Origin of the sequence: Xanthobacter tagetidis (assembly GCF_003667445.1) — a bacterium.
GTDB classification, from domain to species: Bacteria; Pseudomonadota; Alphaproteobacteria; order Rhizobiales; family Xanthobacteraceae; genus Xanthobacter; species Xanthobacter tagetidis.
On sequence record NZ_RCTF01000003.1, the window covers coordinates 279,032 to 302,720 of the forward strand.

General features: G+C 69.7%; 35 protein-coding genes and 2 pseudogenes. 16 read left to right on the forward strand and 21 right to left on the reverse strand.

What is annotated here, in order from left to right; all coding sequences use genetic code 11:
• Positions 1-60 precede the first annotated feature (60 nt).
• The gene (locus tag D9R14_RS05670) at positions 61-789 is read left to right on the forward strand and encodes a hypothetical protein (RefSeq protein ID WP_147452954.1); all 729 of its coding nucleotides are present in this window, start codon (positions 61-63) and stop codon (positions 787-789) included.
• A gap of 39 nt (positions 790-828) precedes the next feature.
• Positions 829-2,304: an O-antigen ligase family protein gene (locus D9R14_RS05675; RefSeq protein WP_121622331.1), complete on the forward strand. Its 1,476-nt coding sequence runs from the start codon at positions 829-831 to the stop codon at positions 2,302-2,304.
• Positions 2,305-2,530: 226 nt separating this feature from the next.
• On the opposite strand, the gene D9R14_RS05680 is transcribed toward D9R14_RS05675, so the two are convergent.
• The 14 genes and pseudogenes from D9R14_RS05680 to D9R14_RS05740 form a co-directional block, all read right to left on the reverse strand.
• Positions 2,531-3,631: a tyrosine-type recombinase/integrase gene (locus D9R14_RS05680; protein WP_121622332.1), complete on the reverse strand. Its 1,101-nt coding sequence runs from the start codon at positions 3,629-3,631 to the stop codon at positions 2,531-2,533.
• A gap of 23 nt (positions 3,632-3,654) precedes the next feature.
• Positions 3,655-3,819, reverse strand: a pseudogene (locus D9R14_RS23570) (helix-turn-helix domain-containing protein); the annotation flags it as partial.
• Positions 3,820-3,821: 2 nt separating this feature from the next.
• Complete coding sequence (locus D9R14_RS05690) at positions 3,822-4,316, reverse strand: thermonuclease family protein (RefSeq protein ID WP_245420574.1); 495 nt, start codon at positions 4,314-4,316, stop codon at positions 3,822-3,824.
• Positions 4,313-5,143 carry a hypothetical protein gene (locus D9R14_RS05695; protein WP_121622334.1) on the reverse strand — a complete coding sequence of 277 codons (831 nt, stop codon included), beginning with the start codon at positions 5,141-5,143 and terminating at the stop codon, positions 4,313-4,315. Before D9R14_RS05695 ends, D9R14_RS05690 begins: the two co-directional genes overlap by 4 nt.
• Entirely contained in the window at positions 5,133-6,122 is a 990-nt protein-coding gene (locus D9R14_RS05700; RefSeq protein ID WP_147452955.1) for a hypothetical protein, read from the reverse strand. The genes D9R14_RS05695 and D9R14_RS05700 overlap by 11 nt, the downstream gene beginning before the upstream one ends.
• 3 nt (positions 6,123-6,125) lie before the next feature.
• The gene (gene dnaN, locus D9R14_RS05705; protein WP_121622336.1) at positions 6,126-7,241 is read right to left on the reverse strand and encodes a DNA polymerase III subunit beta; all 1,116 of its coding nucleotides are present in this window, start codon (positions 7,239-7,241) and stop codon (positions 6,126-6,128) included.
• Complete coding sequence (locus tag D9R14_RS05710) at positions 7,238-7,489, reverse strand: hypothetical protein (RefSeq protein WP_121622337.1); 252 nt, start codon at positions 7,487-7,489, stop codon at positions 7,238-7,240. The genes dnaN and D9R14_RS05710 overlap by 4 nt, the downstream gene beginning before the upstream one ends.
• A 28-nt stretch (positions 7,490-7,517) precedes the next feature.
• Positions 7,518-8,501, reverse strand: a complete 984-nt coding sequence (locus tag D9R14_RS05715) for a DUF2303 family protein (RefSeq protein ID WP_245420576.1) — start codon at positions 8,499-8,501, stop codon at positions 7,518-7,520.
• A 30-nt stretch (positions 8,502-8,531) separates the two neighbouring features.
• Positions 8,532-8,876, reverse strand: coding sequence for a YfdP family phage-associated protein (locus tag D9R14_RS05720; RefSeq protein WP_121622338.1), 345 nt, complete (start codon positions 8,874-8,876; stop codon positions 8,532-8,534).
• A 73-nt stretch (positions 8,877-8,949) separates the two neighbouring features.
• A complete protein-coding gene (locus D9R14_RS05725; RefSeq protein ID WP_121622339.1) occupies positions 8,950-9,645 on the reverse strand; it encodes a hypothetical protein in 696 nt (231 codons plus the stop codon).
• Entirely contained in the window at positions 9,642-9,920 is a 279-nt protein-coding gene (locus D9R14_RS05730) for a hypothetical protein (protein WP_121622340.1), read from the reverse strand. Before D9R14_RS05730 ends, D9R14_RS05725 begins: the two co-directional genes overlap by 4 nt.
• A 3-nt stretch (positions 9,921-9,923) precedes the next feature.
• Positions 9,924-10,181, reverse strand: a complete 258-nt coding sequence (locus tag D9R14_RS22825; RefSeq protein WP_147452956.1) for a hypothetical protein — start codon at positions 10,179-10,181, stop codon at positions 9,924-9,926.
• Positions 10,181-10,582: a hypothetical protein gene (locus tag D9R14_RS05735; protein WP_121622341.1), complete on the reverse strand. Its 402-nt coding sequence runs from the start codon at positions 10,580-10,582 to the stop codon at positions 10,181-10,183. The genes D9R14_RS22825 and D9R14_RS05735 overlap by 1 nt, the downstream gene beginning before the upstream one ends.
• A complete protein-coding gene (locus tag D9R14_RS05740; protein ID WP_121622342.1) occupies positions 10,582-10,917 on the reverse strand; it encodes a hypothetical protein in 336 nt (111 codons plus the stop codon). The genes D9R14_RS05735 and D9R14_RS05740 overlap by 1 nt, the downstream gene beginning before the upstream one ends.
• Before the next feature lie 229 nt (positions 10,918-11,146).
• On the opposite strand from D9R14_RS05740, the pseudogene D9R14_RS23385 reads away from it, so the two are divergent.
• Together D9R14_RS23385 and D9R14_RS05750 are read left to right on the forward strand one after the other, a co-directional pair.
• Positions 11,147-11,230 (forward strand): annotated as a pseudogene (locus tag D9R14_RS23385) (SWIM zinc finger family protein); the annotation flags it as partial.
• A 94-nt stretch (positions 11,231-11,324) separates the two neighbouring features.
• The gene (locus tag D9R14_RS05750) at positions 11,325-11,714 is read left to right on the forward strand and encodes a hypothetical protein (protein WP_245420592.1); all 390 of its coding nucleotides are present in this window, start codon (positions 11,325-11,327) and stop codon (positions 11,712-11,714) included.
• Here D9R14_RS05750 and D9R14_RS05755 read toward each other — a convergent pair.
• Positions 11,711-12,343 (reverse strand): zinc ribbon domain-containing protein, encoded by a 633-nt coding sequence (locus D9R14_RS05755; protein ID WP_121622345.1) that lies wholly within the window; start codon positions 12,341-12,343, stop codon positions 11,711-11,713. The two genes, D9R14_RS05750 and D9R14_RS05755, sit on opposite strands and share 4 nt — an antisense overlap.
• A gap of 10 nt (positions 12,344-12,353) precedes the next feature.
• Positions 12,354-12,962, reverse strand: a complete 609-nt coding sequence (locus D9R14_RS05760) for a S24 family peptidase (protein ID WP_170168515.1) — start codon at positions 12,960-12,962, stop codon at positions 12,354-12,356.
• A 106-nt stretch (positions 12,963-13,068) separates the two neighbouring features.
• On the opposite strand from D9R14_RS05760, the gene D9R14_RS05765 reads away from it, so the two are divergent.
• On the forward strand, positions 13,069-13,317 hold the full coding sequence (locus tag D9R14_RS05765; RefSeq protein ID WP_147452958.1) for a helix-turn-helix domain-containing protein: 249 nt from the start codon (positions 13,069-13,071) through the stop codon (positions 13,315-13,317).
• A 19-nt stretch (positions 13,318-13,336) separates the two neighbouring features.
• Here the strand turns inward: D9R14_RS05765 and D9R14_RS22830 are convergent, their stop codons facing one another.
• The gene (locus D9R14_RS22830; RefSeq protein WP_147452959.1) at positions 13,337-13,897 is read right to left on the reverse strand and encodes a hypothetical protein; all 561 of its coding nucleotides are present in this window, start codon (positions 13,895-13,897) and stop codon (positions 13,337-13,339) included.
• A 23-nt stretch (positions 13,898-13,920) separates the two neighbouring features.
• Between D9R14_RS22830 and D9R14_RS05770 the strand changes: the two genes are divergently transcribed.
• From D9R14_RS05770 to D9R14_RS05795, 6 genes are all read left to right on the forward strand, one after another.
• A complete protein-coding gene (locus D9R14_RS05770; RefSeq protein ID WP_121622348.1) occupies positions 13,921-14,589 on the forward strand; it encodes a hypothetical protein in 669 nt (222 codons plus the stop codon).
• A 65-nt stretch (positions 14,590-14,654) separates the two neighbouring features.
• The gene (locus D9R14_RS05775; protein ID WP_147452960.1) at positions 14,655-15,140 is read left to right on the forward strand and encodes a phage regulatory CII family protein; all 486 of its coding nucleotides are present in this window, start codon (positions 14,655-14,657) and stop codon (positions 15,138-15,140) included.
• 3 nt (positions 15,141-15,143) lie between these two features.
• A complete protein-coding gene (locus D9R14_RS05780) occupies positions 15,144-15,365 on the forward strand; it encodes a hypothetical protein (RefSeq protein ID WP_121622350.1) in 222 nt (73 codons plus the stop codon).
• The gene (locus D9R14_RS05785) at positions 15,365-15,571 is read left to right on the forward strand and encodes a hypothetical protein (RefSeq protein ID WP_121622351.1); all 207 of its coding nucleotides are present in this window, start codon (positions 15,365-15,367) and stop codon (positions 15,569-15,571) included. Before D9R14_RS05780 ends, D9R14_RS05785 begins: the two co-directional genes overlap by 1 nt.
• A complete protein-coding gene (locus D9R14_RS05790) occupies positions 15,568-16,824 on the forward strand; it encodes a DUF7146 domain-containing protein (protein WP_121622352.1) in 1,257 nt (418 codons plus the stop codon). Before D9R14_RS05785 ends, D9R14_RS05790 begins: the two co-directional genes overlap by 4 nt.
• Positions 16,821-17,699 carry a GcrA family cell cycle regulator gene (locus D9R14_RS05795; RefSeq protein WP_121622353.1) on the forward strand — a complete coding sequence of 293 codons (879 nt, stop codon included), beginning with the start codon at positions 16,821-16,823 and terminating at the stop codon, positions 17,697-17,699. Before D9R14_RS05790 ends, D9R14_RS05795 begins: the two co-directional genes overlap by 4 nt.
• Positions 17,700-17,701: 2 nt before the next feature.
• Here D9R14_RS05795 and D9R14_RS05800 read toward each other — a convergent pair whose 3' ends face one another.
• Positions 17,702-18,004, reverse strand: coding sequence for a HigA family addiction module antitoxin (locus D9R14_RS05800; protein WP_121622354.1), 303 nt, complete (start codon positions 18,002-18,004; stop codon positions 17,702-17,704).
• Between the two features lie 12 nt (positions 18,005-18,016).
• Positions 18,017-18,301 (reverse strand): type II toxin-antitoxin system RelE/ParE family toxin, encoded by a 285-nt coding sequence (locus D9R14_RS05805; RefSeq protein ID WP_121622355.1) that lies wholly within the window; start codon positions 18,299-18,301, stop codon positions 18,017-18,019.
• Between the two features lie 112 nt (positions 18,302-18,413).
• On the opposite strand from D9R14_RS05805, the gene D9R14_RS05810 reads away from it, so the two are divergent.
• Positions 18,414-18,968: a helix-turn-helix domain-containing protein gene (locus D9R14_RS05810; RefSeq protein WP_170168516.1), complete on the forward strand. Its 555-nt coding sequence runs from the start codon at positions 18,414-18,416 to the stop codon at positions 18,966-18,968.
• Positions 18,965-19,171, forward strand: coding sequence for a site-specific DNA-methyltransferase (locus D9R14_RS05815; protein WP_121622356.1), 207 nt, complete (start codon positions 18,965-18,967; stop codon positions 19,169-19,171). The genes D9R14_RS05810 and D9R14_RS05815 overlap by 4 nt, the downstream gene beginning before the upstream one ends.
• A 257-nt stretch (positions 19,172-19,428) precedes the next feature.
• On the opposite strand, the gene D9R14_RS23040 is transcribed toward D9R14_RS05815, so the two are convergent.
• Both D9R14_RS23040 and D9R14_RS23045 read right to left on the reverse strand, forming a co-directional pair.
• The gene (locus D9R14_RS23040; protein WP_170168488.1) at positions 19,429-19,659 is read right to left on the reverse strand and encodes a hypothetical protein; all 231 of its coding nucleotides are present in this window, start codon (positions 19,657-19,659) and stop codon (positions 19,429-19,431) included.
• Between the two features lie 66 nt (positions 19,660-19,725).
• Positions 19,726-19,974, reverse strand: coding sequence for a hypothetical protein (locus D9R14_RS23045; protein ID WP_170168489.1), 249 nt, complete (start codon positions 19,972-19,974; stop codon positions 19,726-19,728).
• A gap of 116 nt (positions 19,975-20,090) precedes the next feature.
• Here D9R14_RS23045 and D9R14_RS05825 point away from each other — a divergent pair, with 116 nt between their 5' ends.
• The 3 genes from D9R14_RS05825 (at position 20,091) to D9R14_RS05835 (ending at position 23,669) form a co-directional block, all read left to right on the forward strand.
• Positions 20,091-21,785 (forward strand): DNA primase family protein, encoded by a 1,695-nt coding sequence (locus tag D9R14_RS05825; protein WP_121622358.1) that lies wholly within the window; start codon positions 20,091-20,093, stop codon positions 21,783-21,785.
• A gap of 322 nt (positions 21,786-22,107) precedes the next feature.
• A complete protein-coding gene (locus tag D9R14_RS05830) occupies positions 22,108-23,052 on the forward strand; it encodes a hypothetical protein (RefSeq protein WP_121622359.1) in 945 nt (314 codons plus the stop codon).
• 89 nt (positions 23,053-23,141) lie between these two features.
• On the forward strand, positions 23,142-23,669 hold the full coding sequence (locus tag D9R14_RS05835; protein ID WP_245420578.1) for a hypothetical protein: 528 nt from the start codon (positions 23,142-23,144) through the stop codon (positions 23,667-23,669).
• Positions 23,670-23,689 lie beyond the last annotated feature (20 nt).

Sequence of the window (23,689 nt, forward strand, 5' to 3'; positions counted from 1 at the left end):
CCGAGCCGGCCGCCGCGACCGCAGCTTGGCCTGAGCGGCCTTGGCGCACGTTTGGTCGCTTTGGCGCTGGTGGTCGTCTTCGCTGCGTGGGGATGGCGGGTTGCTCCCATCACGATCAATGAGGATCGTCTGGTCGCCAATCTGGTGGCCAAGGGCCTTCTCGACGGGGGGACCTATTCCGCGGGGGATCTGGTTAAAGTCGACGAGGCGCTGCGTGCGAGCCGAGACGAAGCGTTGTGCATACCGCTGGACCTGAGGAGCGAGATCGTCATTCGCTTGGCTTTGGTTGAGGCGCAGATCGGGCTCGGCGATGGCGCTGCCGCTGAGCGCTATCTGGGCGCGGCGGAGGCGTCGGTCGCCCGTGCCCTGGCGTGCGATCCCAATATGTCGATGGCCTGGATTGCCTTGGCCTGGACGGAATTTGCGCGGACGGACTTCACGCCGCGCGCGGCGGACTTCATTCGCATGTCCATGAAGACCGGACCCTACGAAGGCTTCAGCGTCGGCCGCCGCGTCCAACTGCTCCTCGATGCGCTGCCCAAGCTTACGGATCAGGATATGCGCGACCTGCTCGCCGACCAGATCCGCGTGCTGATGAACAACGAGCTCTACACCCTACTCGCCTTCAACTACGTGCGGTCCGAAGATCCAGAACGGCGGTTCCTGGCGGATGTCTTCGCGACCGGCTCCGAAGTGCAGCAGACGAAGATCGCGGCGGCGGTCTGGCGTTCGGGGGAGGATATCGAACTCCCCCTTGCCCCGGCTCGCGGCTCGCGTCCCTGGAACTGAGGGGAACGCGGTTTCCCGGACCTCATCGGAAGGGCGTTCATGCTTGAAGAGACCTCGGATTCGGACAGCGCCTCCCGCTCTGGCGCCGACGGGCCGCGGCACGGGATTGCCGATCGTGCAGGGTTCGTCCTGCTGCTTGGCACGCTCGCCCTCTGTCCCCTTCCGGATGGTTCGGTGGAACTGGTTTGGACACTGGTGTGGGGTGCGCTCACCTGCCTCTGCGTGCTGCTGCTGTCCTATCGCTCTGTTAGCGGCGCACCGGCTCTCGTGATCGCGGCCTGCGGGTCGCTCGCAGGCGGATTCATCGCCGTTGCTCTGCTCCAATCGCAGGCTTCTGGATTTCTTCCGCAATCCATCTGGCCCCAGGCCAGCGGATTGCTCGGGATCGATCTGCCCGCGCTTTCCACCGCCGTGCGCGATGCGCCCCTGTTGGCCACCGGAGGCCCGCTGCTGGCGTCGCTGCTGTTCATCGCCGGCGTTGTGGTCTCCGACGATGCGCGCCGGGTCGAACTGATCTTCCGGGTGCTGATCGTTGTTGCCTGCCTGTCCGGACTGCTGGGTCTCGTCGCATTGATCTTTGATATAGATGCGCTTCGGCCGACGGACGTGCCGGGGGCGCTGACGACCTTCTTTCTGAACAAGAACACGACCTCGACCTACCTCGGCTCCGCGTTTCTCCTGTGCCTCGTGCTCATCCTTCACCATTTGAGCGCGGTGCTACGCAAGTCGGGCGGGACGTTGCCTTCCATCGAGGCCGTGATCCCGTCCGGCACGCAGCGGCGCGTGTTCATCGGTCTTGTTGCGTCCGCGCTGGTGCTCGGGCTGCTCATCCCGCTCGCGAAATCCCGCTCCAGCCTCGCGATCACTGTGGTTCTCGCAGCCATCGGTTGCCTTGTGGTGCTCTGGCGCCAGGCCCGCGCCTGGAAGTTCATGGTGCCGCTGGCGCTTGCGATCTTCGCTGTGGGCTATGTGTTCGTCGGCCAAGGGCTGCGTGCGCGCGTCGCGCAGCGCGGGTTGGACGACGAAAATCGCTCTGAGGTCTACCGCTCGGTGATCGAGGGCATTGCCCAGCATCCGATCCTCGGCACCGGACTCGGGACGTTTCCCAGCGTGTTTCCCGCTCTGCGCAGCGATGACATCGATATCGGCGGGGTATGGAACATGGCCCACAGCACGCCGCTTGAACTGGCATTGACGGGCGGCCTTCCGTTGATGGCGGGAGTGGCCGCCTTCTTCTGCCTGTGCTTCGTCCTGCTTGTGCGCGGCGTCATCCGGCGGCCGCATGACCCCTACATCCTTGGGGCCTTGCTCGTGGGGGTGCTGGGGGTCCTGCACTCGACCGTCGACTTCACGCTCCAGATCACCGGCTATCTTATGATCTATGCGGCCGTCACCGGCATTGGCGTCGGCAGGGCCCTCCGGCAGCCAAGTTCAGGCCTTTTCGATAAGGTCCGCCGCCGCCGGTCGGCCGAGGCCGGAGACAGCGAAGGTTCGCCGTTCCGGTCGGGCGGCTGAAGCGCCATCCTGGTCCGGTCGAGGGCCGGAAGGATGTCCGGGCTCGCGCGACGGCTGCGGGAGGATCTCCGGCGGACGGGGGCGCTTCCGGTCCATCACGCTTGCGTTCGGTGCCCGCCAACTGTAGCAATGGCGCGCCTCCATGTGGCCATCGGAGCATAGCGCAGCCTGGTAGCGCATCTGCTTTGGGAGCGTCGTTGCGGATCGCCCTTAGCTGATTGATGGTTCAGCGCTTTTTGCTCTTCCGGATCGGCCTTTCCGGGGATTTTCCGGGACTTTCCGTCGCGGTTTTGTTTTCGACCGCCTCCATGGCGCGCCGCAGATCTTCGTCGTGGGCGTGGGCGTACTTGGTGGTCGTGGCGACGTCCTCGTGCCGCAGCAGCTTCTGCACCAGCTTCAGGTTTCCGCTCGATCGCAAGAGCCGCGTAGCCGCGGTGTGGCGCGTGTCGTGGAAGCGGAAATCGGCCAGGCTCGCAGTCGCCTTCGCGCGCCGCCACTGCGTCTTGAGCCCCTCATAGGTCACCGGCAGGCGATCGCCCTTTCGGATGTCGCCATCCGCGCGGTCCGCCACATAGGTAAAGACGGCCTCGGCGTCGTTGCCCTGCAGCGGCCAGAGCAGCTCGCGCAGGCCGGAGGTGAGCGGGATGGTGTCCACCTTGGCGCCCTTGCCGCGGATGGTGATGGTGCGCCCGCCCCAATCGATGTCGTCCCACGTCAGGCCCACGCATTCCGCCAGCCGGCAGCCGGACATGAGCGCGAACCGCACGACGGGGTGATAGTCGGGCCGCAGCGCCGCGAACAGGCGCGTCTCTTCGTCGGCGCGCAGCTCGCGCACGCGCTCCTTCGGCTCGGGCAGGAGGAAGTCGCGCCAGGGGATGTCCTGCACCTCCTGCTCCCAGTGCTTGCGAGCGCGGCCGAGCACGCGGCGCAGCGGCTCGGTGACGGTGCGGTTGATGGTGGCGTTGCTGACGCCGTCGGCCCGCCGGCGGGCCACGGCCTCGGACACCTGGCGCCGGCCGATCTCATGGAGGAGGGTGGTCTTTCCGAGTTGCAGCGCGATCCACTCGAGCGCGGCGAGAAAGGTGGCATTGTAGCCGCCGCGGTAATGCTGGCCGACCTCGGTCCAGAACTTGGCCGTCGCCTGCGAGATCGTCAGCGGCTCGCCGGCTGCCCGGCGCGTCGCCGCCTTCGCGAGCTGCCTGCGCTCTTCCTCGAATCGCTCTGCTTCGCGGCGCGATGTGCAGCCCGTAGAACCGAAATGTCGAGCACCTCGCACCTGGAAGTCATATTGGTAGTAGGGGCTCCGCTTGTCTTTGTAGACGGACACGTTTCCCGCTCCCTGCGCGCGGCGATGAAGGCCTGAAGGTCCGCCGGGTCGAACATGCGGCGCTTGCGCTTCTCGCCGCGCCCGAGGGAGATGAAGGGAATTTCGCCATGCCGCACGTGCTCGCGCAAGGTGGTGGTGCAGATGCCCATCTCCCGCGCGGCCTCGTCCATGGTGAGCAGCTTGGCCATCCTCACCTCCCGCACCAGTCGGCCGGCGGCGCCGGGTGGGCCGGGTCGTAGAGATAGGGCTGCGCCAGGCCCTCGGCGATCAGCAGTTCGCCCACGTCGCGGCCGGCGGCGGTGAGGCGGCCGCAGCGGCGGCCGTGATTGCAGCGCGGCGTGCCCGCGGTGCCCGGGCGGCAGCGGCAGTCCACCTCGGCGAGGTCGAGCCCGCCGGCGGCCACCAGGCGCCGCAGGCGCTGCGTCGCCTGGGCGGCGAGCGCGCGCTCGGCTGGGCAACGGGCGCGCGGGCCGGCCTCCGGCGTGTCGAAGCCAACGAGGCGGTAGCGCTCGGGCCCTACGGCGATGGTGTCGCCGTCGATCACATGGATGGCGCCGGGCGCGATCGGCTCGGCGCGTGCGCCGAGCACGCGGAAGAACACCATGAACAGCACCGCCACGAACAAGGCGAAGGCAACCATTGTGAGGGCCATGGTGGTGGTGGCCTGCTTGCGATGCGGCGTCATGCGGCAGCCTCCGCGCTGCCAATCGTGGAGGCGGGTGCGCTTCTTCTGTCCCTCGCGGGTGCACAATCTCCGTCCCGCCTCCACGCCGACCTGAGGTCGGAAATCAGGGCCTTCGTCATTACCCGCAAGGCGTCGTGGTGCGAGTGGCCCTTGGTCCAGTCCGGCCGCGTCTCAGCGGTGCGGGCGCGGCGCGTGTCATAGATGGCGCGGTAGGGGCCCTTGGCCACGCTCTGCGCGCGGAACAGCGGCTCGCCGATCACGGCGAACATCTCCGCCCGGCGGCGCGGCGCATAGCCCGCCCGCGTCCAGTCCTCGGCCGAAAGGCCGCCTTCCCGCCGCCAGGTGGAGAAGGCCTTGCCCTCGAAGGTCATGAGCCCGAGGCGCTTGTGCAGCGGATCCTCATGGGCATAGGCGCCGATGTCGCCGGCCTCGCCGATGATGACCGCGAGGCCGAGATCGCCCAGGCCCTTCACCGCCTTGGCGAAGGGGTGGATGGGCAGGCGGCGCACGGCGCGCGCCATTTCCATCTCGACCTCGTGGCGCGCGCGGCCATAGAGGCCGACCGCATGGGCGATGAGCTGAAGGTCCGCCTCCACGGCCGCCATCACGGCGGCGTCCTCCGGCTTCGGCGGCTTGCCGGCGAGCGCGGCCGCCAGCAGCCCGGCGGCGCGCTTGTTCACCTTCTCCTTCTGCGGGTCGTCGTAGCGCCAGCCGAGCGCGCGGCGCACCAGGGCGCCAGCGGCATTGGTGTTCTTGTTGGCGAGGGAAATGTGGAACTTGCGCCGCGCCTGCAATTCCATGAGCGTGGCGATGAGATCAGCCGGCATTGGCGCGCCTTTCTGCCTCGATGATGGCCGTGCGCAGCGTCTCCTCGCGGATCGCCTCGCGGATTGTGGTGGAATCGGGCGCCTGCACATGGGCGATGATCGCCGAGAGCACGTGGTGCTCAATGCCGGTGCGCCGCGCCAGCCGGCGGGCCATGCCGAAGGTCATGGCGCCGATGGGCGTGCCCTCCACCGTGAAGGTGTCGAACAGGCTCTTGGCGATGGCGCCCTGCACCGCGGCGATGCCGGCGGCGCCGCGGCGCGCATGGCCGGGGAGGGGTCGATCCGGCGCGGGTGGTGCGCAACTGTCCTCGTGCGAGGCATGGCTCAACTGTCCCGGCCGGATCGATGGGGTCGGAGCGCGCGCGGGAAAAGCCATTTTGTCCGCCTGCTCGGCGGCGCTGGTTTGCTGTCCCACGCGGCTCCGATCGGGGGGAGGTGAAGAGGGTACGCGGCTTTCGTCCTCGAACGAGGCAGGGTGCGCATGTCCTTCCTCACCTCCAACGGGTCGCCTGAGAGCGGGGGTCCAGCTCATGTCCTCATGCGAGGTGCGCGATGCTTGTCCCGTCTCAGGCGATGGCGGCGCGCCGGGGCCGGCCATGTCGGCCGCCACCTGGCGCAGATAGGCTTCGAGGCGCGCCTCGGCTTCGGCGCCGAACAGAGCGCGCAGCAGGCCGGCATCCTCGCGCACCACGGCGGCGGCGCCGCGCGCGGCGGCCGCCAGGTTGCCCCGGTTGCGCCGGAGCATGCGCACCGCGAGATCGTGCAGCCGCGCGGCGTCGGTGTCGTAGCCGGCACGCAGCAGAGCCGCGGCCATGGCGCCGTTGCCCGGGCCGCCGGGCGCGGGCTCAGAACGGGATTTCATCGTCCATGTCCTGGCTGGCGGCCTGGCTGGCGGGGCGGCAGTTTCGCGAGTGGTCGTCGCGCGATCATAGTCCTCGGGCGGGCCATCCGGCCGGCGGCCGTCCTGCTTCTCGATCATGGTTCACACCCGCATCGGCATGAGCACGAAGAGCGACGCGTTGTCGCCCTCGGCGGTGATGAGGCAGGGGGAGCCGGCATCCTTCATGGCGAGGCGCGCGGCCTTGCCGGGCAGGGCGCCGAGGATGTCGGCCACGTAGCCGGCGTTGAAGCCGATCTCCAGCGGCGGGGCGGACCACTGCGCCTCCACTTCGTCGCGCGCCTCGCCCGTGTCGGGATTGGTGACGGAGAGGGTGAGGAGGCCCTCGGCGAATGCGAACTTCACCGCCCGCCCGCGCTCGCTGGAGACGGTGGAGACGCGCGCAACGGACGCGTCCAGTGCCGCCACGTCCAGGAGGGCGCGGTGCTCGCCATCCTTGGGGATGACGCGGTCATAGTCCGGGAAGGTGCCGTCGATCAGCTTGGTGGCCAGCGTGGTGACGCCCGCGGTCAGCGAGAGCCGCGTCGGGCTCACGCGGAGCGTCACCGCCTCATCGCCCAAAGGCTTGATGAGTCGTGCGATCTCGGCGACGGCCTTGCGCGGCACGATCACGCCCGGCATGGGATGGGCGCCCTCGGGCGCGAGGATGTTGTGCAGCGCCAGGCGGTGGCCGTCCGTCGCCACGGCGCGCAGCAGCGGGCCATCTTCGCAGACGGCGCCATGCAGATAGATGCCGTTCAAGTAATAGCGCGTCTCCTCGGTGGAGATGGCGAAAGAAACGCGCTCGATCATGGTGGCGAGGCTCGAGGCCGCGAGCGGGAATTCGGCCGCCTCGCCGGCCACGGCGGACAGCTCGGGGAAATCGTCCACGTCCAGCGTGTTGAGCGTGGCGCGGCTGCGGCCGGCCTTCAGCGTGGCGCGGCCCTTTTCGGTGGTGATCTCCAGCTTTGCGCCGGCTGGCAGCTTCTTGAGGAATTCCACGGCGGTGAGCGGCATCGCGGCGCCGCCGGCCTGGGCCACCTCGGCCGGGCAGGTGGTGGTCACCTCCATGTCCAGATCGGTGCCGGTGAGCACCAGGCGGCCCTTCTCCGCCACCACCTTCATGGTGCCGAGGATCGGGATGGTGTTGCGCCGCTCGATCACGCGGGCGGCCCGCTCGACGGCGGAGAGGAGCGCGTCGCGTTCGGCAGTGATTTTCATGATGTCTGGTCCCCGAACAAATCGGCGGTGATGGCCTCGGCCTCGCGGTCGATGCGGCGGGCGGCGGCCTTGCGCCTGGCGGCGCGGATTTCCTCGCGCAGGAGGTCGCAGGTGGCACGCACCAGCCGGGCGGCGAGGGCTGCGCGCGGGGCATGCCGGCGCGCGGCTTTGGCATAGTCCGCCGCCACGTCGCGGCGGCGGCGCTCGAGGTGCTCGGCGCGGGCGCCGGGAGCGGCGGCGGAGGCCATAGTTTCCGGCTCCTTCCTGGCGGGCGCGTCAGGCCGCGTTCATCTCCGGCGTGCCCTCGAAGCAGGGCAGGCCGGTCTGCTCGGCGACGATGTCGAGGTCAGCGCGCACGCGCTCGGTCACGTGCACGTCGGGCCGGTAGATCTGGTAGAACCAGATGATCTTGCTGTTGGCGGTGCGATAACGCAGGCGCACCGGCACGCGCACCTTCTCGCCCATGAAGAATGGGGAGATGGAGAGGATGAAGATGCCGGGCACGGTGAGCGGCTTGCCGTCCGCCGTCTGGTGCTCCTCCTGCCACTGGATCTGCCCGGCGCCGGACTGGAGCGTGTGCGCATTCTTCACCGCGCTGGCGACGTGCACATGCAGCCCGCGGGAGAGCTGCACCACGTCCGCCGGTGTCGCCACGGTGGTGGCGAATTCCCGCTCCAGCTCGCTCTTCTCGGTGTCGTAGGGGCTGGAGAGCTCCATCACGTGGTCTTCGAGGAAGGCCGCGAAGTCCAGTTGCGACATCGCCTCGCCGTCCATCTTCACCCAGGCCTTCCACTCCTCGGAGAGCGGGAAATCGTAATGGATGCGGTGCTTGCCGTTGTCCGCCGCGCCGCCCTCGGCCGCCTCGTGATAGTCGATCACCGCCGTGAAGCCGGGCTTCTGCCAGGTGGTGTCCGCGAACACCGCTGAATGCGCGGTCTTGTGGCGCAGCGCCAGGTCGATGAAGCTTTGCAGCGTGAGCGCCTTGGCGGTGCCGGTCTTGAGCTTCGGCCGGATGCGGTACTGTTCGATGTGGCTCTTGAGGCCGACGATCTGTCCGTTCTTCGGGTCCCAGCCGAGATCGACGCGTGGCGGCAGGCCGTTATCGTTCAGCGCAGCGAGGTCGATGGTGATCGTCGTCGGCTCGGCCGCCTTGGCGCCGAGGTCGGCGATGAACTTGGCGTCGAAGCCGGGCGCGACGGGGGGCATGCCGATGCTCTCGGCCAGCAGTTCGATGTGGGGGGCGGGTTTCGTGGGTGCCATGGGAAAGGGCCTTTCGGGCTGGGGAGGGGCTCAGGCGTCGCCAGCGGCCGCGAGCGGGCGCGGGCCGGCGAACATGTTCATCTGCTGGGGGTGCTCGGTGCTGAGGGAGCCGTCGTCGAGCACCCAATAGAAGCTCGAGCCGCGCGCGGGCTTCGGCACCTTGGCCTCGATGGCACCGGTGATGGTGGCCTGAGAGCCTTCCACCTCAATGTCGAGGGTGAGCACCACCTTGCCCTTGGCCTTCGCCTTGGGGCGACCGCCGGTGAGCTCCTTGAGCTGGGCGAGCGCGCCGGTGATCTGGACCGACATTTCCTGCGCGAGATCGCCGCCCTCCAGGGCGCCGATGATGGTCTGTGCGTCGCGAATGCGCTGCATCGAAGGTCTCCGTTTCGTTTGCGCCGTTCGCGAAGGCGCCCGTGCCGGGCCCCTGCTCGGGCGCGGATGAGGCTCACGCCGCCCGCTTGGCGGCGAGGTGGGGGAAGTAGGTGTGGAGGCGCGCGCGCCATTCGTCGGCGGCCTTGGGCCAGGGCCACACCTGGATGCGGCCCTTGAGCTTCGCGGGCGCCCAATCCTCCACCGCGGGGTCCCACGGCTTCGGCGCGGGCGCGAGCAAATGGCGGCGCTCGGCGGCCAGCATGGCGAGGTCCCATTCGGCCACGCGCCGGGCGATCTCCGGCGCCAACGGCCAGGGGTGGCCGGCGGCGGCGTGGATGGCGCGGTCGAGGTCGGCCTTGAGGCCGGCGAGCGCGATGCGGAAGATCCCCGCGCCGGCGCCGGCGATCATCGTGGGCGGCGTTCCGGCAAGCCGCAGGTGATCCTCGATCACCTTGCCGACGCGAAGGTCGAGCGCCTGCGCCAGCGGCGTCATGATGTCCTTGCAGGCATATTCGTGCGCGTCGTGCAGGATGAACGCCTGCGCGGTCTCGATGCTGCCGGTCTGCGCCACGATGGCGTCGGCGCCGAGCACCATGTGCTGCGCCACGCTGTAGGGGCCGCCGCGCACGTGCCCGCCGAAGCGCGGCTCGCGGGCGAGCGCCTCGGCCACGTCGGTGTCGAGGTCGATCATGGCCGCAGTCGGCGCCATGAGATCGAGCGCCCGGCCAGTGCCGGTCTGGATCCAGGGGGCGGGCGTGCGGGCGCTCATGCCGCCTCTCCGTCGTCGGGCTGGATGGGCTGGAAATCAGGCCCGGCGCCGCCGAGGCGGGCGCGGGCGATCTCCAGGCTGCGGTCGATGGTGCGCTGGACGCGGGGCGTGCAGCGCGGGTCGGGCCGCGTGTTGGCGAGCCACATGCCGATCTGCTCGGCGGCCTCGCGCTGGCCGTCGCGCGCCGCCTGCAGCAGCGCCTGGCTTGCGGCCCACACCAGCTTGGCGATGGCGCCGGGGCCGGTGCCGGAGGGCGAATAGGTGATGAGCGCCATGGGTCACACCTCCATCATCTCGCGCGTGGCCTGGAAGAGAGCGGCGGCGCCGGCGAGCCAGAGCAGGCCGACCCCGGCGCCGATGTGCACGGCGCCAAGGGCGCACTGCTGTGCGACGGCTGCCGTTGGATCTGTTGGGTAGGGGGAAGGTGCGGAGCCGCAGCCGAGGTCTCTTGGCGGCTGCGGCTCCGCTTGTCCCGGCGCCGGGGGGCAGTGGCGCCGGAAGGGATTGCTCAGGCGCAGGCCGAGCGTGCGGACCATCACGCCACCTCGGCGGGCAGCGGGCCGGCGATGCCGCGGGCCTCGTCGGCATATTCGATGATCTGCGCGGCGGTGAATCCGGCGCGGGCCAGGTCGTGCACGTCGCAGGAGCCCGCCAGGGCCACGCGCTCGCGCATCACCTGCGCCATGCGCTGCGCCACGTCGTGCGCGGCGTCGTCATTGGCGGGGGCGCGGGCCACCAGCACGAAGCGCGCGGCGATGAAGGCCCCTTCGAAATCGTAGAGGTGCACATAGGGCCCTTCGCCGAGGGCGGCCGCGAGCACGTCCTCGGCCGGCTGCGTGGCCCGCACCTGGTAGATCTGGCCCTTGATGAGCCGGCCCGTGGGCTGCACGCAGCGCACCACGTCGCGCGGGGCAAAGGGGCTGTGAACCTGCGCCATCACGCGGCCTTTCCGGTGCGCTCGGCCGCGGCGGCGGCGGCCAGCGTGTCGGCCAGCGCCGCCTGCGCCTTGGCGAGGCGCTCGGTGGCGATGGGCATGGTGGCGAGGATGGTGGCGGCGGTGTCGGCCATCTCCGTCTGGAGGTGGGCGAGGAAGCGGTTGGCCTCTTCGCCGCCCTCGTCGGCGGCCTTCACCGCGTCGGGCTGGCGCGCGAAGGTGAACCCCTCGAACTTGCGGACGGCGCCGGCGAGCCGGTCCAGCACCTCGCCGAGGCCGGCGAGGTTGAGAGCCGCATCCGCCGCTTCGGGCGGGGAAAGCTGGTCGGGAAGGTGCATTGGTGTCCCCATCGGGTGCGATGGGTTATGCATACATTTAATGTATGTTCCCGGCAATAGGGCAAATACAGAAAATGTATTCTTGCGCGCTCACGTTGCAGCTTGAGGCGGGCTTTGCCTAGAGTTTCCCGTCTGGTTGCGGGAGGCGGGAATGGGGCTGGAGGGGGGAGCGGTGGGCGACATCCTGAGGTTTCAGGTGCAGGGCTCGGCGCGGGTGCCTTATGTCGTCATGTTCGAGGGTTCCGGCGGTGGTTTGCGCGCCTTCTGCACCTGCCCGGCCGGCGGGCGGGGCGGGCGTTTCTGCAAGCACGCGGCAGGGCTACTGATGGGCGATGTGACGGCGCTCGTCGGGCGGCGACCTAAGCGCGGTCGAGGCCCTCAAGGCGCGGGCGCTCGGCTCGCCGCTGGTGGCGCAGGCCGTCATGCACCGGGGCAAGCCCTCCCCACCCACAATGGCGGCTGTGGCAAGCCTTGCGGATGTGCGCGCCGGCTGCGCAGATCTGATCACGCGCCTCGGCCTCGAGGCCGTGCTGGAAGGTGATCCCGCAGAAGCGCAATGGCTCGGCCTGCATCGGCGCGGCAAGAGCGGGCGGCTGCTGAAGGAGCCTGTGGCGGCGCTCGCCTATGAGCGCGTGGCGTTCGAACTGGTCGAGCTGCCCGACGGCACTTGGGCGGAAGAGGAGCGGGGCCTGCGTGAGCGCCCGTGGATCGTCCGGCTGAAGTCCGGCACCACGACCTATCGATCGCTGGAGCGGGCGGCGGGCGTCTTCCGCGCCGGGCTGGAGGCGATGGGCTAGGGAATGAAGGCGAGGCCTGGGGCCTTCGCGAAAGTGACGTTGCCGTTCTGGTCGATGGGGCTGCCGCACAGCATCTGCGACACCCGCTTGCTGGCGAAGAAGCCCGGCTCCTTGCCGCCGCCGAGATCATACCAGAGGTGATGTCCCGCGATCACGCCCGTGCGCTCGTCGTAGGCCGGGATGAGGCGCGGCTTGTCGGGCACCACGAGTTCCAGTTCGATGGATGTTTTCCAGCCCTTGGCCAGCCGATGCGGCGCATATTCCTTCTGCACCCGCGCCTTAACGGCTGTCAGGTCCGCCCACATGGCCCCGCCGAGCGGCCGGCAGGCTTCGCGGAAGGCGGCGATGGCGCGCAGGACGTCGTCACGGGACATCAGGTTTGATTCGGCGATCTGCGGCTCGACGGCCTGCGGCGCCGGCTCGGCGCGTATCACCTCGGCCGTGGTGACCGCATCGCGCGGGCTTTCGCGCGCGACCCGGGCGATGATGAGGAAGGCCACCAAGCAGCCGAAGATGATCGCGGCGGTTCTGCGGTTGCAACCGCGGCGCAACGGCGCTCCGCATTTGAGGCAGGCTTTCGCGCGCGGGCTGATCTCGGCGCCGCAATCGGTGCACTTGACCAGCCGCATGCAGCGCCTCCTAGAGATCCGTAATCACCCGCACCACGCGGCCGAGCACGCGCACGCTCTCGGGCTCGGGCGGGAAGATGGGCTCGTGCTCCGGATTGGTAGAGTAGGGGTCGAGCCGGAGCCGGGGCCGCAGCATGGCGCGCTTGAACGTGGTCTCGCCCCGGCTCTCGAACACGTAGAATTTCCGGTGCTGCAGCTCGATCTCATTGCGGTTGGCGATGATGATCGCCGCGTCGGGCGCCACGCGGTCCATGCTGTCGCCGCGCACAGAAAGGGCGAAATAGTCGCCGCTGGGCAGGTCGCCGATGGTGAGGTGGCGCTCGGCGTCCACGGCATGGGTGGGCGTCATCTGCGCGAAACCGGACGCGGCCACCCATGAGACCAGCGGCACGGTCTTCACCGGGCCGTCGCCATAGAAGAATTCCGGCTCCGGCATGCCGGCAAGAGCGGCGAGCTGCGGCAGGATCGCGCGCGCCGGCAGGCTGCCCTTCTCCCAGCGCGCGACGGTCGGCTGCTCCACATGGAACCGCTCGCCGAACACCGCCTGCGATTCCCCCAGTGCGTCGCGCAGCGCCTTGATGCGGCGGCCGAGGTCCGGGTTCTTCAAGGGCTTGTTCATGCGCCGCAATGTGCGCGAAGCGGCGCCGCGGGCGAAAACAGTTTCCGTATAATTGGCTTGCGGGGGGGTTGATCGAACATACATTTAATGTATTGTCCGGGGCATGATGACCCCGGCCTCCCATATCCGGCGAAACGTGTTTGGCTGCGCGACGCAGCAGGCGTTCGCCGACCTGCTCGGCGTGACCCAGGCCACCGTCTCCCGCTGGGAGGTGGATGGCTTCATTTCCCGGCGAGGCCAGAAGGCCATGCGTGCCGCGGCCTCCTCGCGCGGCATCGCCTGGGATGACCGCTGGCTGTTCATCGTTCCGGCCGCCAATGACGACGCCCCCGTGGCGCGGGAGGAGGCGGCATGAATCTGAAGATCTTCATCACTCAGGGGGTCGCAATCGCTTTGGTTGCGGGCAGCGTCCTTGTGACGTGCACGACCTCAACTTTCTGGCGAGCATCCATCGATGAGAAGGTGAGTCGCATAGAGAGCGTAATCTCGTCTTGTGACTCCAAATATAGACTGGCGCTCTCCCAATGATGATCCATTCTGAATTTGGCGCCTTGAAAAGTCTGCTCCATGCCAGCGGGCGCTATTTCCATGCGCATTCTGCATTTTGCGACGAGCGTCTTCCTGTCGGCCTCACACGTCGGGGGATGCCAAGCATTTCTTCCCGGAATGTCATCCCACGATTGGTGAACTCCTGCCCCTCGTGGACTGAGAATTTCGAGGGATTTCGCTTGCCAGCGATAGGGGCTGAGATTTTTGGCCTCGAAAGCGAGAATCCAGAGGCCGTTGGATCGGGTGATCCTGACATTTACAACGAACATTTCGCTCGCGTGCCTCTCCTGCTGCCGGAGCACCCGCCAGGAAATCCATGCGCTCGCAGCCGCGGCGAGTGCCGCTATGGCTGCAACGATGAATGTGGGGTCAGCGAGCGCAATCATTTCAGTTTCTCCAGAGGCGCGGCATGAGCATGTGGGATGTTTTCGATCGCGATTTCTGGCGCACCGCCGTGGATCCTCCGGTCAAGCCGGAGCATGACGCGGGGGGCGGCGTCGCGCGCAACGTGTTCTCTCCGGGCGCGTATGCGGACCTGCTCGACCGGCCGCCGTCTCGCGAGGCGGCGCTCAAGGCGCTGACCGCGCACCTCGGCGGCCTCGATCGCAAGTGCTTCACATTGCGCGAGGGGAGCCTGGTCGTCGAGGTGCCTCTTTCCGTTGCGCTCGATCATGTGGATCCCCGCCTCATCGACGATATGGCCTACCGCATGCACTGCTACGCGGCGCTCGCCGTGCGCGCGCTAGCCACGCTGCCCGCGGCCACCGTTCGGGCCTGGCTCGACGGTCTGGGCCATGATGCGCCCGGTGAGCTCGTGGAACTCCTGCCGGATGGGGGCATCCGGCGCGTGGACGCTGGCTTCCTGTGCGATGACGTGAACGCACAGCCAGTTGAGGAAGGCAGGTCCGCCGGGGCTCTTGGTGGCGATGCGGCGCGCCATCTTGCCGATGACAATGAGCAGGCAGTTGCGGAACGCGGCCTGCTCCGGCGTCAACCCTCGTCGCTCATTCATCCCGACCTCCCGTCCATCTTGCATCCCGACCCGATCGTGCCGCGGAGGGAACGCCCGCCGCCGTGACCTGACGCGCAGACCCTCGCACCACAACCTCGTTTTCGGAACGAAAAAGCACGGGAGCTTTTTTCGTGGACGCTACCCCTTTGCCCGATGGGCTGATTCCCCTCATCAAGAGCACCGCTCGCGCCGCCGTGGCCGCTGCCGTTGTGCCCGGCTCCACCGGGCCGCAGCGGGTGGAGCAGCTCACCGGCTACTCGCCCGGCCAGATCAGCCGCTGGGGAGGCGATGCCCACAAGGACATGATGCCGCTGGAGGTGGTGTTCCTCCTGGAATTCATCGCCCAGAAGCCGGTGTTCGCCCGCGCGCTCGCCGCGCTCACCGGCCATCGGCTGGTGCCGATCGAGGAGGGTGACGGCGGCGGCTGCCTCACCCGCGACATGCTCGACATTACTGCGGCCGCAGGCGCGGTCTCGCAGGCCTACGGCACGGCGCTTGCCGATGGCACGGTGACGCCGCGCGAGCGCGAGGAGATCCGCCGCGCCAAGCGTCGCCTGCAAGATTCGCTGGCCCGAGCGGCGCTGAACCTCGCCGGCCTGACGGACGGGGAGGGCTGAACCATGGGCAAGGTTTCCGCCCCCATGCACCGCCAGCTCGGCCGGCGAGAGCCGAGCCGGCGCACGATCGAGGTGCGCGCGGCGCGGCCCGGCGCCGTCGAGGGCGCAGACCGGCACCATGCCCGCGCCGCCGCCAAGGGCAGCGCCGCTTTGCTCGCGGCCCTGGTGCGCGCCCACGGCGCCCCGCCGCCGGACACGAGCGGCGCGGCGGGGGAGGCAGGCTGATGCGCTCCCCCCGCTACATTTGCCCGCAATGCGGCAGCGTGCGCGTGGACGCCACGCCGAAGCAGGTGCGCTGCCTCAATTGCGGCCATGCCGCCCCGCGCAAGGGCTTTCCCACGTCGCTCGACCCGGCGCCCGCGCCCGAGGCGTGGGACGGCCGCCGCCGAAGCCTCGGCGGGCAGGTGCTGAAGATCAGGGGCGCGGAATGACCCGCGACCTCGCCTTTGCCGATTGGGTCGCCGAGGCCCGCGCCATCTCCGTGGTGCAGGAGGTGGGGCGGCGCGGCATCCGGCTGCGCAAGGCGGGCGGCGAGATGGTGGGGCCGTGCCCGGTCTGCGGCGGCAGCGACCGGTTCGGGCTCAACACGCGCAAGAACCTTTGGAATTGCCGGCACTGCGGCGTCGGCGGCGACGTGATCGGCCTGGTGATGCACCTCGACGGCGCGGATTTCCTCGCAGCCTGCGAGACGCTGACCGGCCAGCCGCCGCCGAAGGGGGAGGGGCACCGCCTCCCGCCGGAGGAACTCGCCGCCCGCGCGGCGCAGCGCACGGCGGAGCAGGAGAGAAGCGAGAAAACCGCCTCCTTCTTCCGCGAGAAGGAGCGCCGGGCGCTCTATGCCATGTGGCGCCAGGCCATGCCGCAGCACTCCATGGTCGCGGCCTATCTCGACCGGCGCAACGGGCTCGCGCCGGCGCCCGGCACGGCTCTGCGCTTCCTGCCCGCCGCGCCCTATTTCCACGGCAGAGAGGAGGATGGGCGCGGCGAGACGCGCCCGCGCATCATCCATCGCGGGCCGGCCATGCTCGCCGCCATCACCGGCGCGGACGGGCATTTCCGTGGCCTGCACCTGACCTGGATCGACCTGAGCCAGGCGGACGGCAAGGCGGTGCTGGCCGATCCCGAGACCGGCGAGCTGCTGCCGGCGCGCAAGGCGCGCGGTTCCAAGCAAGGCGGGCGGATCGTGCTCGTGCGGGCCGGCCTCTGCGCCGCCGGCCAACCCGCAGAGGCCGGCCCGGCGCGGATGGTGGCCGGCGAGGGCATCGAGACCGTGCTCTCGGTGTGGACGGCGCTGCGGCGTCTCGGCGCCGACGAGCCCGGCGACGTGTTTGCCGCTGGCGTCGACCTCGGCAATCTCGGCGGCAAGGCAATCGAGACCATCTTCCACCCGACCCTGCGCCGCCCGGACAAAGCAGGCCGCCTTCAGCCGGTGCGCGTGCCCGGCCCGACGCCCGATTTCGAGAGCCTCGCCATGCCGGTGGAGGACAGCGTGCGCGAGCTGCTGCTGCTCGGCGACGGGGATTCAGAGCCGTTCCTGACGCAGATGGCGATGCGGCGCGCCGAGGCCCGCCACGCCGCCCCCGGCCGCCTGGTGCGCACCATCTGGGCGCCGGCGGGCAAGGACTTCAACGACATGCTCGCGCCGCCTGCGCGCGCGAGCCATCCAATGGGAGTGGCGGCATGACCCGCTTTTATCCTCGGCGCGACGGCAAGGGCCCGTGGAGCGCGCGGGAAGACGAGATCATCCGCGCCGATTTCGAGAAGGGCACGTCGCGGGGCGAGACCGCGGCCCGCCTGCGCGCGCTGGGGTTCGACCGCACGCCCATAAGCGTGCGCACCCGCGCCCGCGCCCTTGGGCTGATGGCCGAGGCGCCGGCGGATTGGGGCGCCTTTGACGACATCATCCGCGCCGGCCGCGCCGAGCGCCTGAGCTATGGCGTCATCCTGCAACGGGTGCTGGAGGCCGGGCGCGCGGGCACGACGCGCAATGCGGTGATCGCGCGGGCCCATCGCCTCGGCCTGTGCGAGGTGGTGGGTGTGCGGCGACCGCCCGTGCCGTCGTTGACGCGCCCCCCTCGGCAGCCGCGTCGCCCGCCGGCGCGCTTGGATGCTCCTGTCAAGCCGGAGCATGACGACGGTTCGGGCCTCGCGCGCACCGCTGCCGCTTCCCCGCCGTCGCCCTCCGGCTTGACCGGAGGGCCCATTCGGCGGCGGGGCGCGAGGCTGGGAGGTGGCGTGGATGCTCCGGTCAAGCCGGAGCATGACGGGGCGGGGAAGGCAGCGCCCTCCGGCCCGGCCGGCGGCGTGCTCTTCACCGCCGTTGGCCGCGAGGCCTGCCGCTGGCCGGTGGCGGGGGAGGGGCTGGCGCTCCGGGTCTGCGGAGCGCCGGCGGCACCCGGCCGCTCCTATTGCCCCGCCTGCTGCCGGCTCGCCTACGAGCCGCAGGCGCTGCGCCCCGTGCGCCCGCCGCACGAGGTGGCGCGCCGCGCCCGGCGCCCGGACGAGGCGCGGGCCGAGCGCACCGGAGACATGCTGGACGAGATCGGGGAGGCCGCGTGATGTCAGGCGGCTTCCTCGCGCGGGGTGATGGCGGCGATCTCGGCCGCGAGGCGGCCCTGCGCTTCCCGCACATCATAGAGCGCCTGGAGGTTCATCCAGAACTCGGCGCTGGTGCCGAAATAGCGCGCGAGGCGCAAGGCGGTGTCCGCCGTCATGGCCGTGTCCTCGCGGGCGAGGCGCTCGATGCGCGTGCGCGGCACGCCGAGCGCACTCGCCAGCGCGTAGGGCGTGAGGTCGAGGGGGAGCAGGAACTCCTCCCGCAGGATCTCCCCGGGATGGACGGGGGGGAGGGGGGGGTGCGCCATAGGGGGGCCTCCTCAGGAGTGATAGTCGACGATTTCCACGTGGCGCGCACCGTCGTCCCACACGAAGCACACGCGCCACTGGTCGTTGATGCGGATGGAGTGCTGGCCGGCGCGGTCGCCCTTGAGGGCCTCCAGCATGTTGCCGGGCGGCACGCGCAGATCGGTCAGCACGTGGGCGGCGTGAACCATGGCGAGCTTGCGCTGGGCGGCGCGGACGAGATCGGCCGGGAAACGCTTGCCGGGATTGACCCCGTTGAAGATCGCCTCGGCCGTCTTGCCCTTGAAGCTCTTGATCATCGCCCGCCCCGTTTCGTTGAAAAGAACGTATCGCGTCGTGATACGTCCGTCAACAATTTCGTATCATGTCATGATACGTTATTTGGCCGCCGCGGCCGCAAGGAGCACCGCCATGCGCAATATCCATGAGCGCCTCGGCGCCATCCTTTCCGCCCAGCCGCTCACCCATGCGGAGATGGACCGCATCAAGACGATGGCGCAGATCGCGCCGCTGGCGGGCGGGCGCATCTTCGGGGCGCTGCGGGCCGGTCGGCCGGTGCGGCTCGATTGCTGGCTCGCCACCTGCGCGGTGCGGGGCCTCGATGCCGTCACGCTGCGCCCGCTCTCCGCGCCGCTGCCGGGGCGGCTCCCGCTCGCGGCGCGCGGGCCTTTCCTGTGGTGGTTCTTCGCGGCGGCGCTGGCGCTCTATCGCGGGGCTGCCGGACACAGCATGCGGGATGCCGCGAAGGCGGCGGGTGTCTCGCTCGCCACCTGGTGCCGGGCCGAGCATGGGGAGCCGGTGGACGTGACGAGCACCCTGCGCATCTGCGCTCTCATGGGCCGCCACCCCACCGACTTCACCGCGCCGGAGGCGGGCACGCGCGTGGGCCCGGCGGGTTCCACGGGAAACATCGGGTGTAACACGCTGAATTCAAACGAGGCGCAGGCCGAGGCGCGGGCGGCATGAGCGCGCCCGAACTGTTCCTTTCCGGGCGCGTGGCGCTCTATTGCGGCGACAGCCGCGAGGTGCTGCGCACGTTGCCGGACGCAAGCATCCACGCCGTCGTGACCGACCCGCCCTATGCGCTCGAGGCCTGCGTCAGCGCGCTGATGGCCGACGCCGCGCCCAGGTGCCGCGCGGCCAGGGAATTGAGGGAGGCGGCAGAGTGAGGGCACAAACAGAAAGCCCCGCCAGGCGGGGGCCGGCGGGGCTTCCCGGCGCATTTAGCACCGACCTCAGGAGACTAAGCCCAGGCCGGGCGATGCTTACCCCTGTCGAGACGAGGCTAAAGGCGATAACGCCCCTGAGAGCGCGCGGTTCCGCGGCATCTTTGCGCCGACGGTGGCGCCCCACGGCGCCGTCATGGATTCAAAAAGAAAGCCCCGCCAGGCGGGGGCCGGCGGGGCTTTCCGGAGCGTGGACCGGATCAGCGACGATCGGGATTGTCCCGATTTCGATCCGGATTGCGCTCATCCGTGTTGCCGTACTGGCCCTGGCCGGGCTGGCCCGGCTGTCCGCCCTGCTGCTGGCGGCCGCCGCCCTGCTGGGACTGCTGGCGCTCGCGCTCCTGCTGGCGCTGCTTGTCCTGGTCCATCTCGCCGCCCTGCTGGCGGTTGTGCTTGTCGTCGCGCTGGTTCGGGTCGTTGGGGGTGCCCATGGTGTGTTTCCTCCGAGCGATTTGCTTTGCCCGGAGAAAACGCGAGATCCGCGCCGTCGTTTCAACTTAGCCGGAAAGAATGCGCCCTTTTCGCCTGCCGGCGTTCGTGGGGCAGGAAGAGAAGTCCAGGATCGGGTTTGCCTCCCGCACCGCCGCGAAACCCTCCATGATGGCCTTGTGGTGTGTGAGGGCCGCCCCATCGTCCAGGGCGGTGCCGCCCCCGTGGAGGCGAATGGTCCAATTGAAGCGCGGGTCGGTGTCGTCCGGAACGACTTCGATCGTGGCAGGCGGCATGTCGCCGGTCAGGTGGCGCAAAGCGGATTCGATGGCAGCGTGGGCGCCGTCTGGGGTGATGGCCGTGACCTTATGCGAGAGCGGTGCTGTAGGATTGCTACTATAGAGGGTGGCGGCGGTAGCACAAGGGGGCGCGGATGACGGAACCTGCCGAGAAGGCCCCGGCCGCCGCCCCGCCCGACCTCACGCCCGAGGAGCGCATCGCCGCGCTCGTGCGCGGGGAGGGGGCTGCGGCGCCGCCGCCGGCGCTGCCGCCCCCCGCCGCGAACGATGACCTGCCGGAGGATGTGGAGGATCCGGGCGAGGAGGCACTGCCCATTCCCGGCCCGCCGGTGAATGAGGAGGCGCTCAAGCGCTGCGCCGGCGAGGCGCAGAACGACACCGGCAACGCGCACCGGCTGATCGCCCATTTCGGCGGCGACCTGGTGGTGGCGCGCGAGCAGGGCTGGATGGTGTGGACCGGCACCCATTGGGACCTCGACACAGGGCGCCAGGCGGTGGCCCTGCGCGCGCAATGGACGGCGCCGCGCATCGCCCTCGAGACGCGGGAGATGAAGCCGGGCTTCTCGGAGAATGACGAGGACTTCGAGAAGCGTCGCGCGGGCCGGCGCAAGTTCGCCGTCTCCAGCGGCAACAAGAGCCGGGCGGAGGCCATGGTGGCGCTGGCCGAGCCCCATCTGACCCGGCCGGTGGAGGATTTCGACGCCGACCCGCTGATGGTGGCGGTGGAGAATGGCGTGCTCATCTTCGCCCGCGAGATCGATCCCGACTGCCCCGACCCGGACGTGACGCGTTGGCGCGGTACCGTGACCTTCCGCCCGCACCGGCGCGAAGACCTCATCACCAAGGTGATGCCGGTGCGCTACGACCCCGCCGCTCACTGCCCCCGCTGGGATGACTTCCTGGGCCTGACGCAGCCGAAGGAGCCGGTGCGGCGCTTCCTGCAGGTGTTCCACGGGCTGGGGCTGACCGGCCGCACGGTGCAGGCGCTCGCCTTCCACCATGGCGGCGGGGCGAACGGCAAATCCACCTTCCTCTCGGCCATCCGCGACCTGATGGGCTCCTATGCTCGCGAACTGCCGGCCGAGAGCATCACCGGGCAGGGCCAGCGGCGCGGCGACCAGGCGACGCCCGACCTCGCGCTGCTGCCCGGCGCGCGGCTGGTGCAGGTTTCCGAGCTGCCGCGCGGCGAGCCGCTGAAGGAGGCGCTCGTCAAGCAACTGATCGGCGGCGACGTGATCCAGGCGCGGCACCTGAACAAGGGATTCTTCCGCTTCATCCCCGTGTTCAAGGCGGTGATGAGCGGCAACGACCTGCCGCAGATCTCGGGCGTCGACCACGGCATCTGGCGGCGCATCCGCCTCGTGCCGTGGGAGGTGACCATTCCGGAGGGCCGCCGCCGCGAGATGGCGGACGTGCTGGCGGATTTCGCGGCCGAGCGATCGGGCATCCTCAACTGGCTGATCGCCGGCACGCTCGCTTATCTCGCCGAGGGGCTGATCGCGCCGGACGAGGTGACGGCGGCGACGCAGGCCTATCGCGAGGAGATGGACCCCATCGGCGGCTTCGTGGCCGATTGCGTGGAGCGCACCGAGCCGGGCCAGAACGCCAGCGTGACGGCGCGCGAGATGTATGAGGCCTATGTGTCTTGGTCGCTCGCCAACGCCAAGCGACCGTGGAAGGAGACCGCCTTCGGCCGCGCCATGCCGCACAAGGGCTTCACCAAGACCAGCGAGCGCGTGCGGCGCTATCTCGACTGCCGGCTGCATGACGTGCCCGCCCGCCCGGACGCCCCGCCCCGCAGCCCCCCGCTGCCCTATGGAGACGACTGAGCCAACCCTCGCGTGGCGCGGCTGCGAGGGTTGCGAGGGTTTTGCGAGGGTTTGCCGAAACCCTCGCGGAGGAGATTACGGTGCCATGTCAACGGCTTGACGGGCGGGGTGCGAGGGTTGCGAGGGTTTTCCGCACGTGTGTGCATGAAACGGCGGGGGCATGGGGGAAAAGACGTCTCATGTATTCCTATAAACCCTCGCAACCCTCGCAACCCTCGCAGAGGAAGGCACAAGAGATTGAAAAGGTGAAGGAAACCGGATTGCGAGGGTTTGGGAGCCGCGGCGCCGAACCCTCGCAACCCTCGCAAAGCGGGAGCGGGCGATGAAGAGCATGGATATCGAGGCCCTGGTGCGCTGGGCCTATCGGGATGAACTGCCGCGGCTGCCGCTCCAGGGGCCGCCGGCTGCCGCGTTCCGCTCGGGCTGGGAGGCGATCTCGCGCAGCGGCGAGCTGCTGGCCGTGGTGCAGGAGCCGGACATCGTCAACGCGTTCGGCATGTTCCCCGAGCAGGTGGCGCGGCTGTGGCGCGAGCCGCATCCGGATGCGCTGGCGGTCTACGATGCGGTGGAGGGCCTCGCGGCGCTCGTGCTCGATCTGCCGGAAGGGTGGAACCCGCTGGCGGACCTGGGCGACCTCGGCGCCGACGGCCAGGCGTCCATCGCCCGCGGCCTTGATCTGCTGGTGACGGTGGAGATGCGCGACGGGCGCGGCCAGGTGGTGCCGTCCTATGGTGGGTTGGAGGCGGGCGAGACGGTGACGGCGCGGCCGGTGATGCGCCGCTCGCCTGCGCGCCTCGTCATCCGCCACGCGCTGCTCGGCGGCTGCCCGGCCTGGGAGGCCGACGTGCCGGAGCGCAAGGTGGTGATGCGGCCCATGGGGCGCAGCCCGGCATGGTTCCGCAAGATCGTGCATATCTCGGACGGGGCGTTCGCGCCGACGCGCTATGAGATCGAGGTGGATGGCTTCGACTACAAGCGCCGCATGCCGCACCCGGACGCCTACCAGAAGACGGTGCTGGAGCCTGATCCGGTGGACGTGGTGGTGGCGCGCGCCGAATACGAGCTGTGGCACGCAGCCTTGGCGCTGCTGGTCGATGCGCTCGCCCCGCGCCTGCGCGACCACGCGCTGCTGCCCTCCAGCCGCGCGGTGCGGCCATGGGAGGGCGAGGCGCAGCGGGGGCGAATCTTGCCGTCTCTGCTCGTGCCGGCCGAGGGCGGCCGCACGAGTCGCGCGAAGCGGAAAAGCAAGGGGCGAGATGCCGCTTGACTTTCGACGCAAATTTGGTGCATCACTTGCCACAGACGAAAAGTACCCCGGAGCGGAGACGCGGCCGGGGTTTTTCTTTGGAGGTCGCCGTGGCCGCATTCGTCGTCAGCTATGACGGCTCGGGCACGCAGCGCTTCCTGGTCGGCGCGCGCAGGCTTGTGAGCCCTGCCGTTCAGCGGGCCATGATCGAGACGCTCGGCCAGGCCGGCGACAAGACCCGCACTGCGGTGCGGCGCGCGCTGTGGCGCCAGACGGCGGCGAAGAAGTACGGCACCATCGTCGCGGCGACGCGCTCCTACATCCTGCCAGCCGTGCTCGAATATCGCATCGAGGCCAAGGGAAAGGGCCTGCCGATCGAGGAGTTCAAGGGGCTGAGGGTCACCCGCAGGGGTGTCGCTGCGGCGCCGTGGAATTCCGCGCGCACGTTCAAGCGCTCGTTCGCGAACGGTGGGTATCGCGCGCGCCTCGGCTCGGCCCGCTTCCCCGTGCGCCGGCTGTTCGGGCCGAGCATGCCGAAGGAACTCATCAAGGACCAGTCGGCCGAGACGTTCGAGCGCACGGGCGCGGCCGAGGTCGCCGCCATCCTGCCCCGCCGCGTCGGGCGCCTGATGCCCTGAGGGCGGGGTGGTCTCTGGTA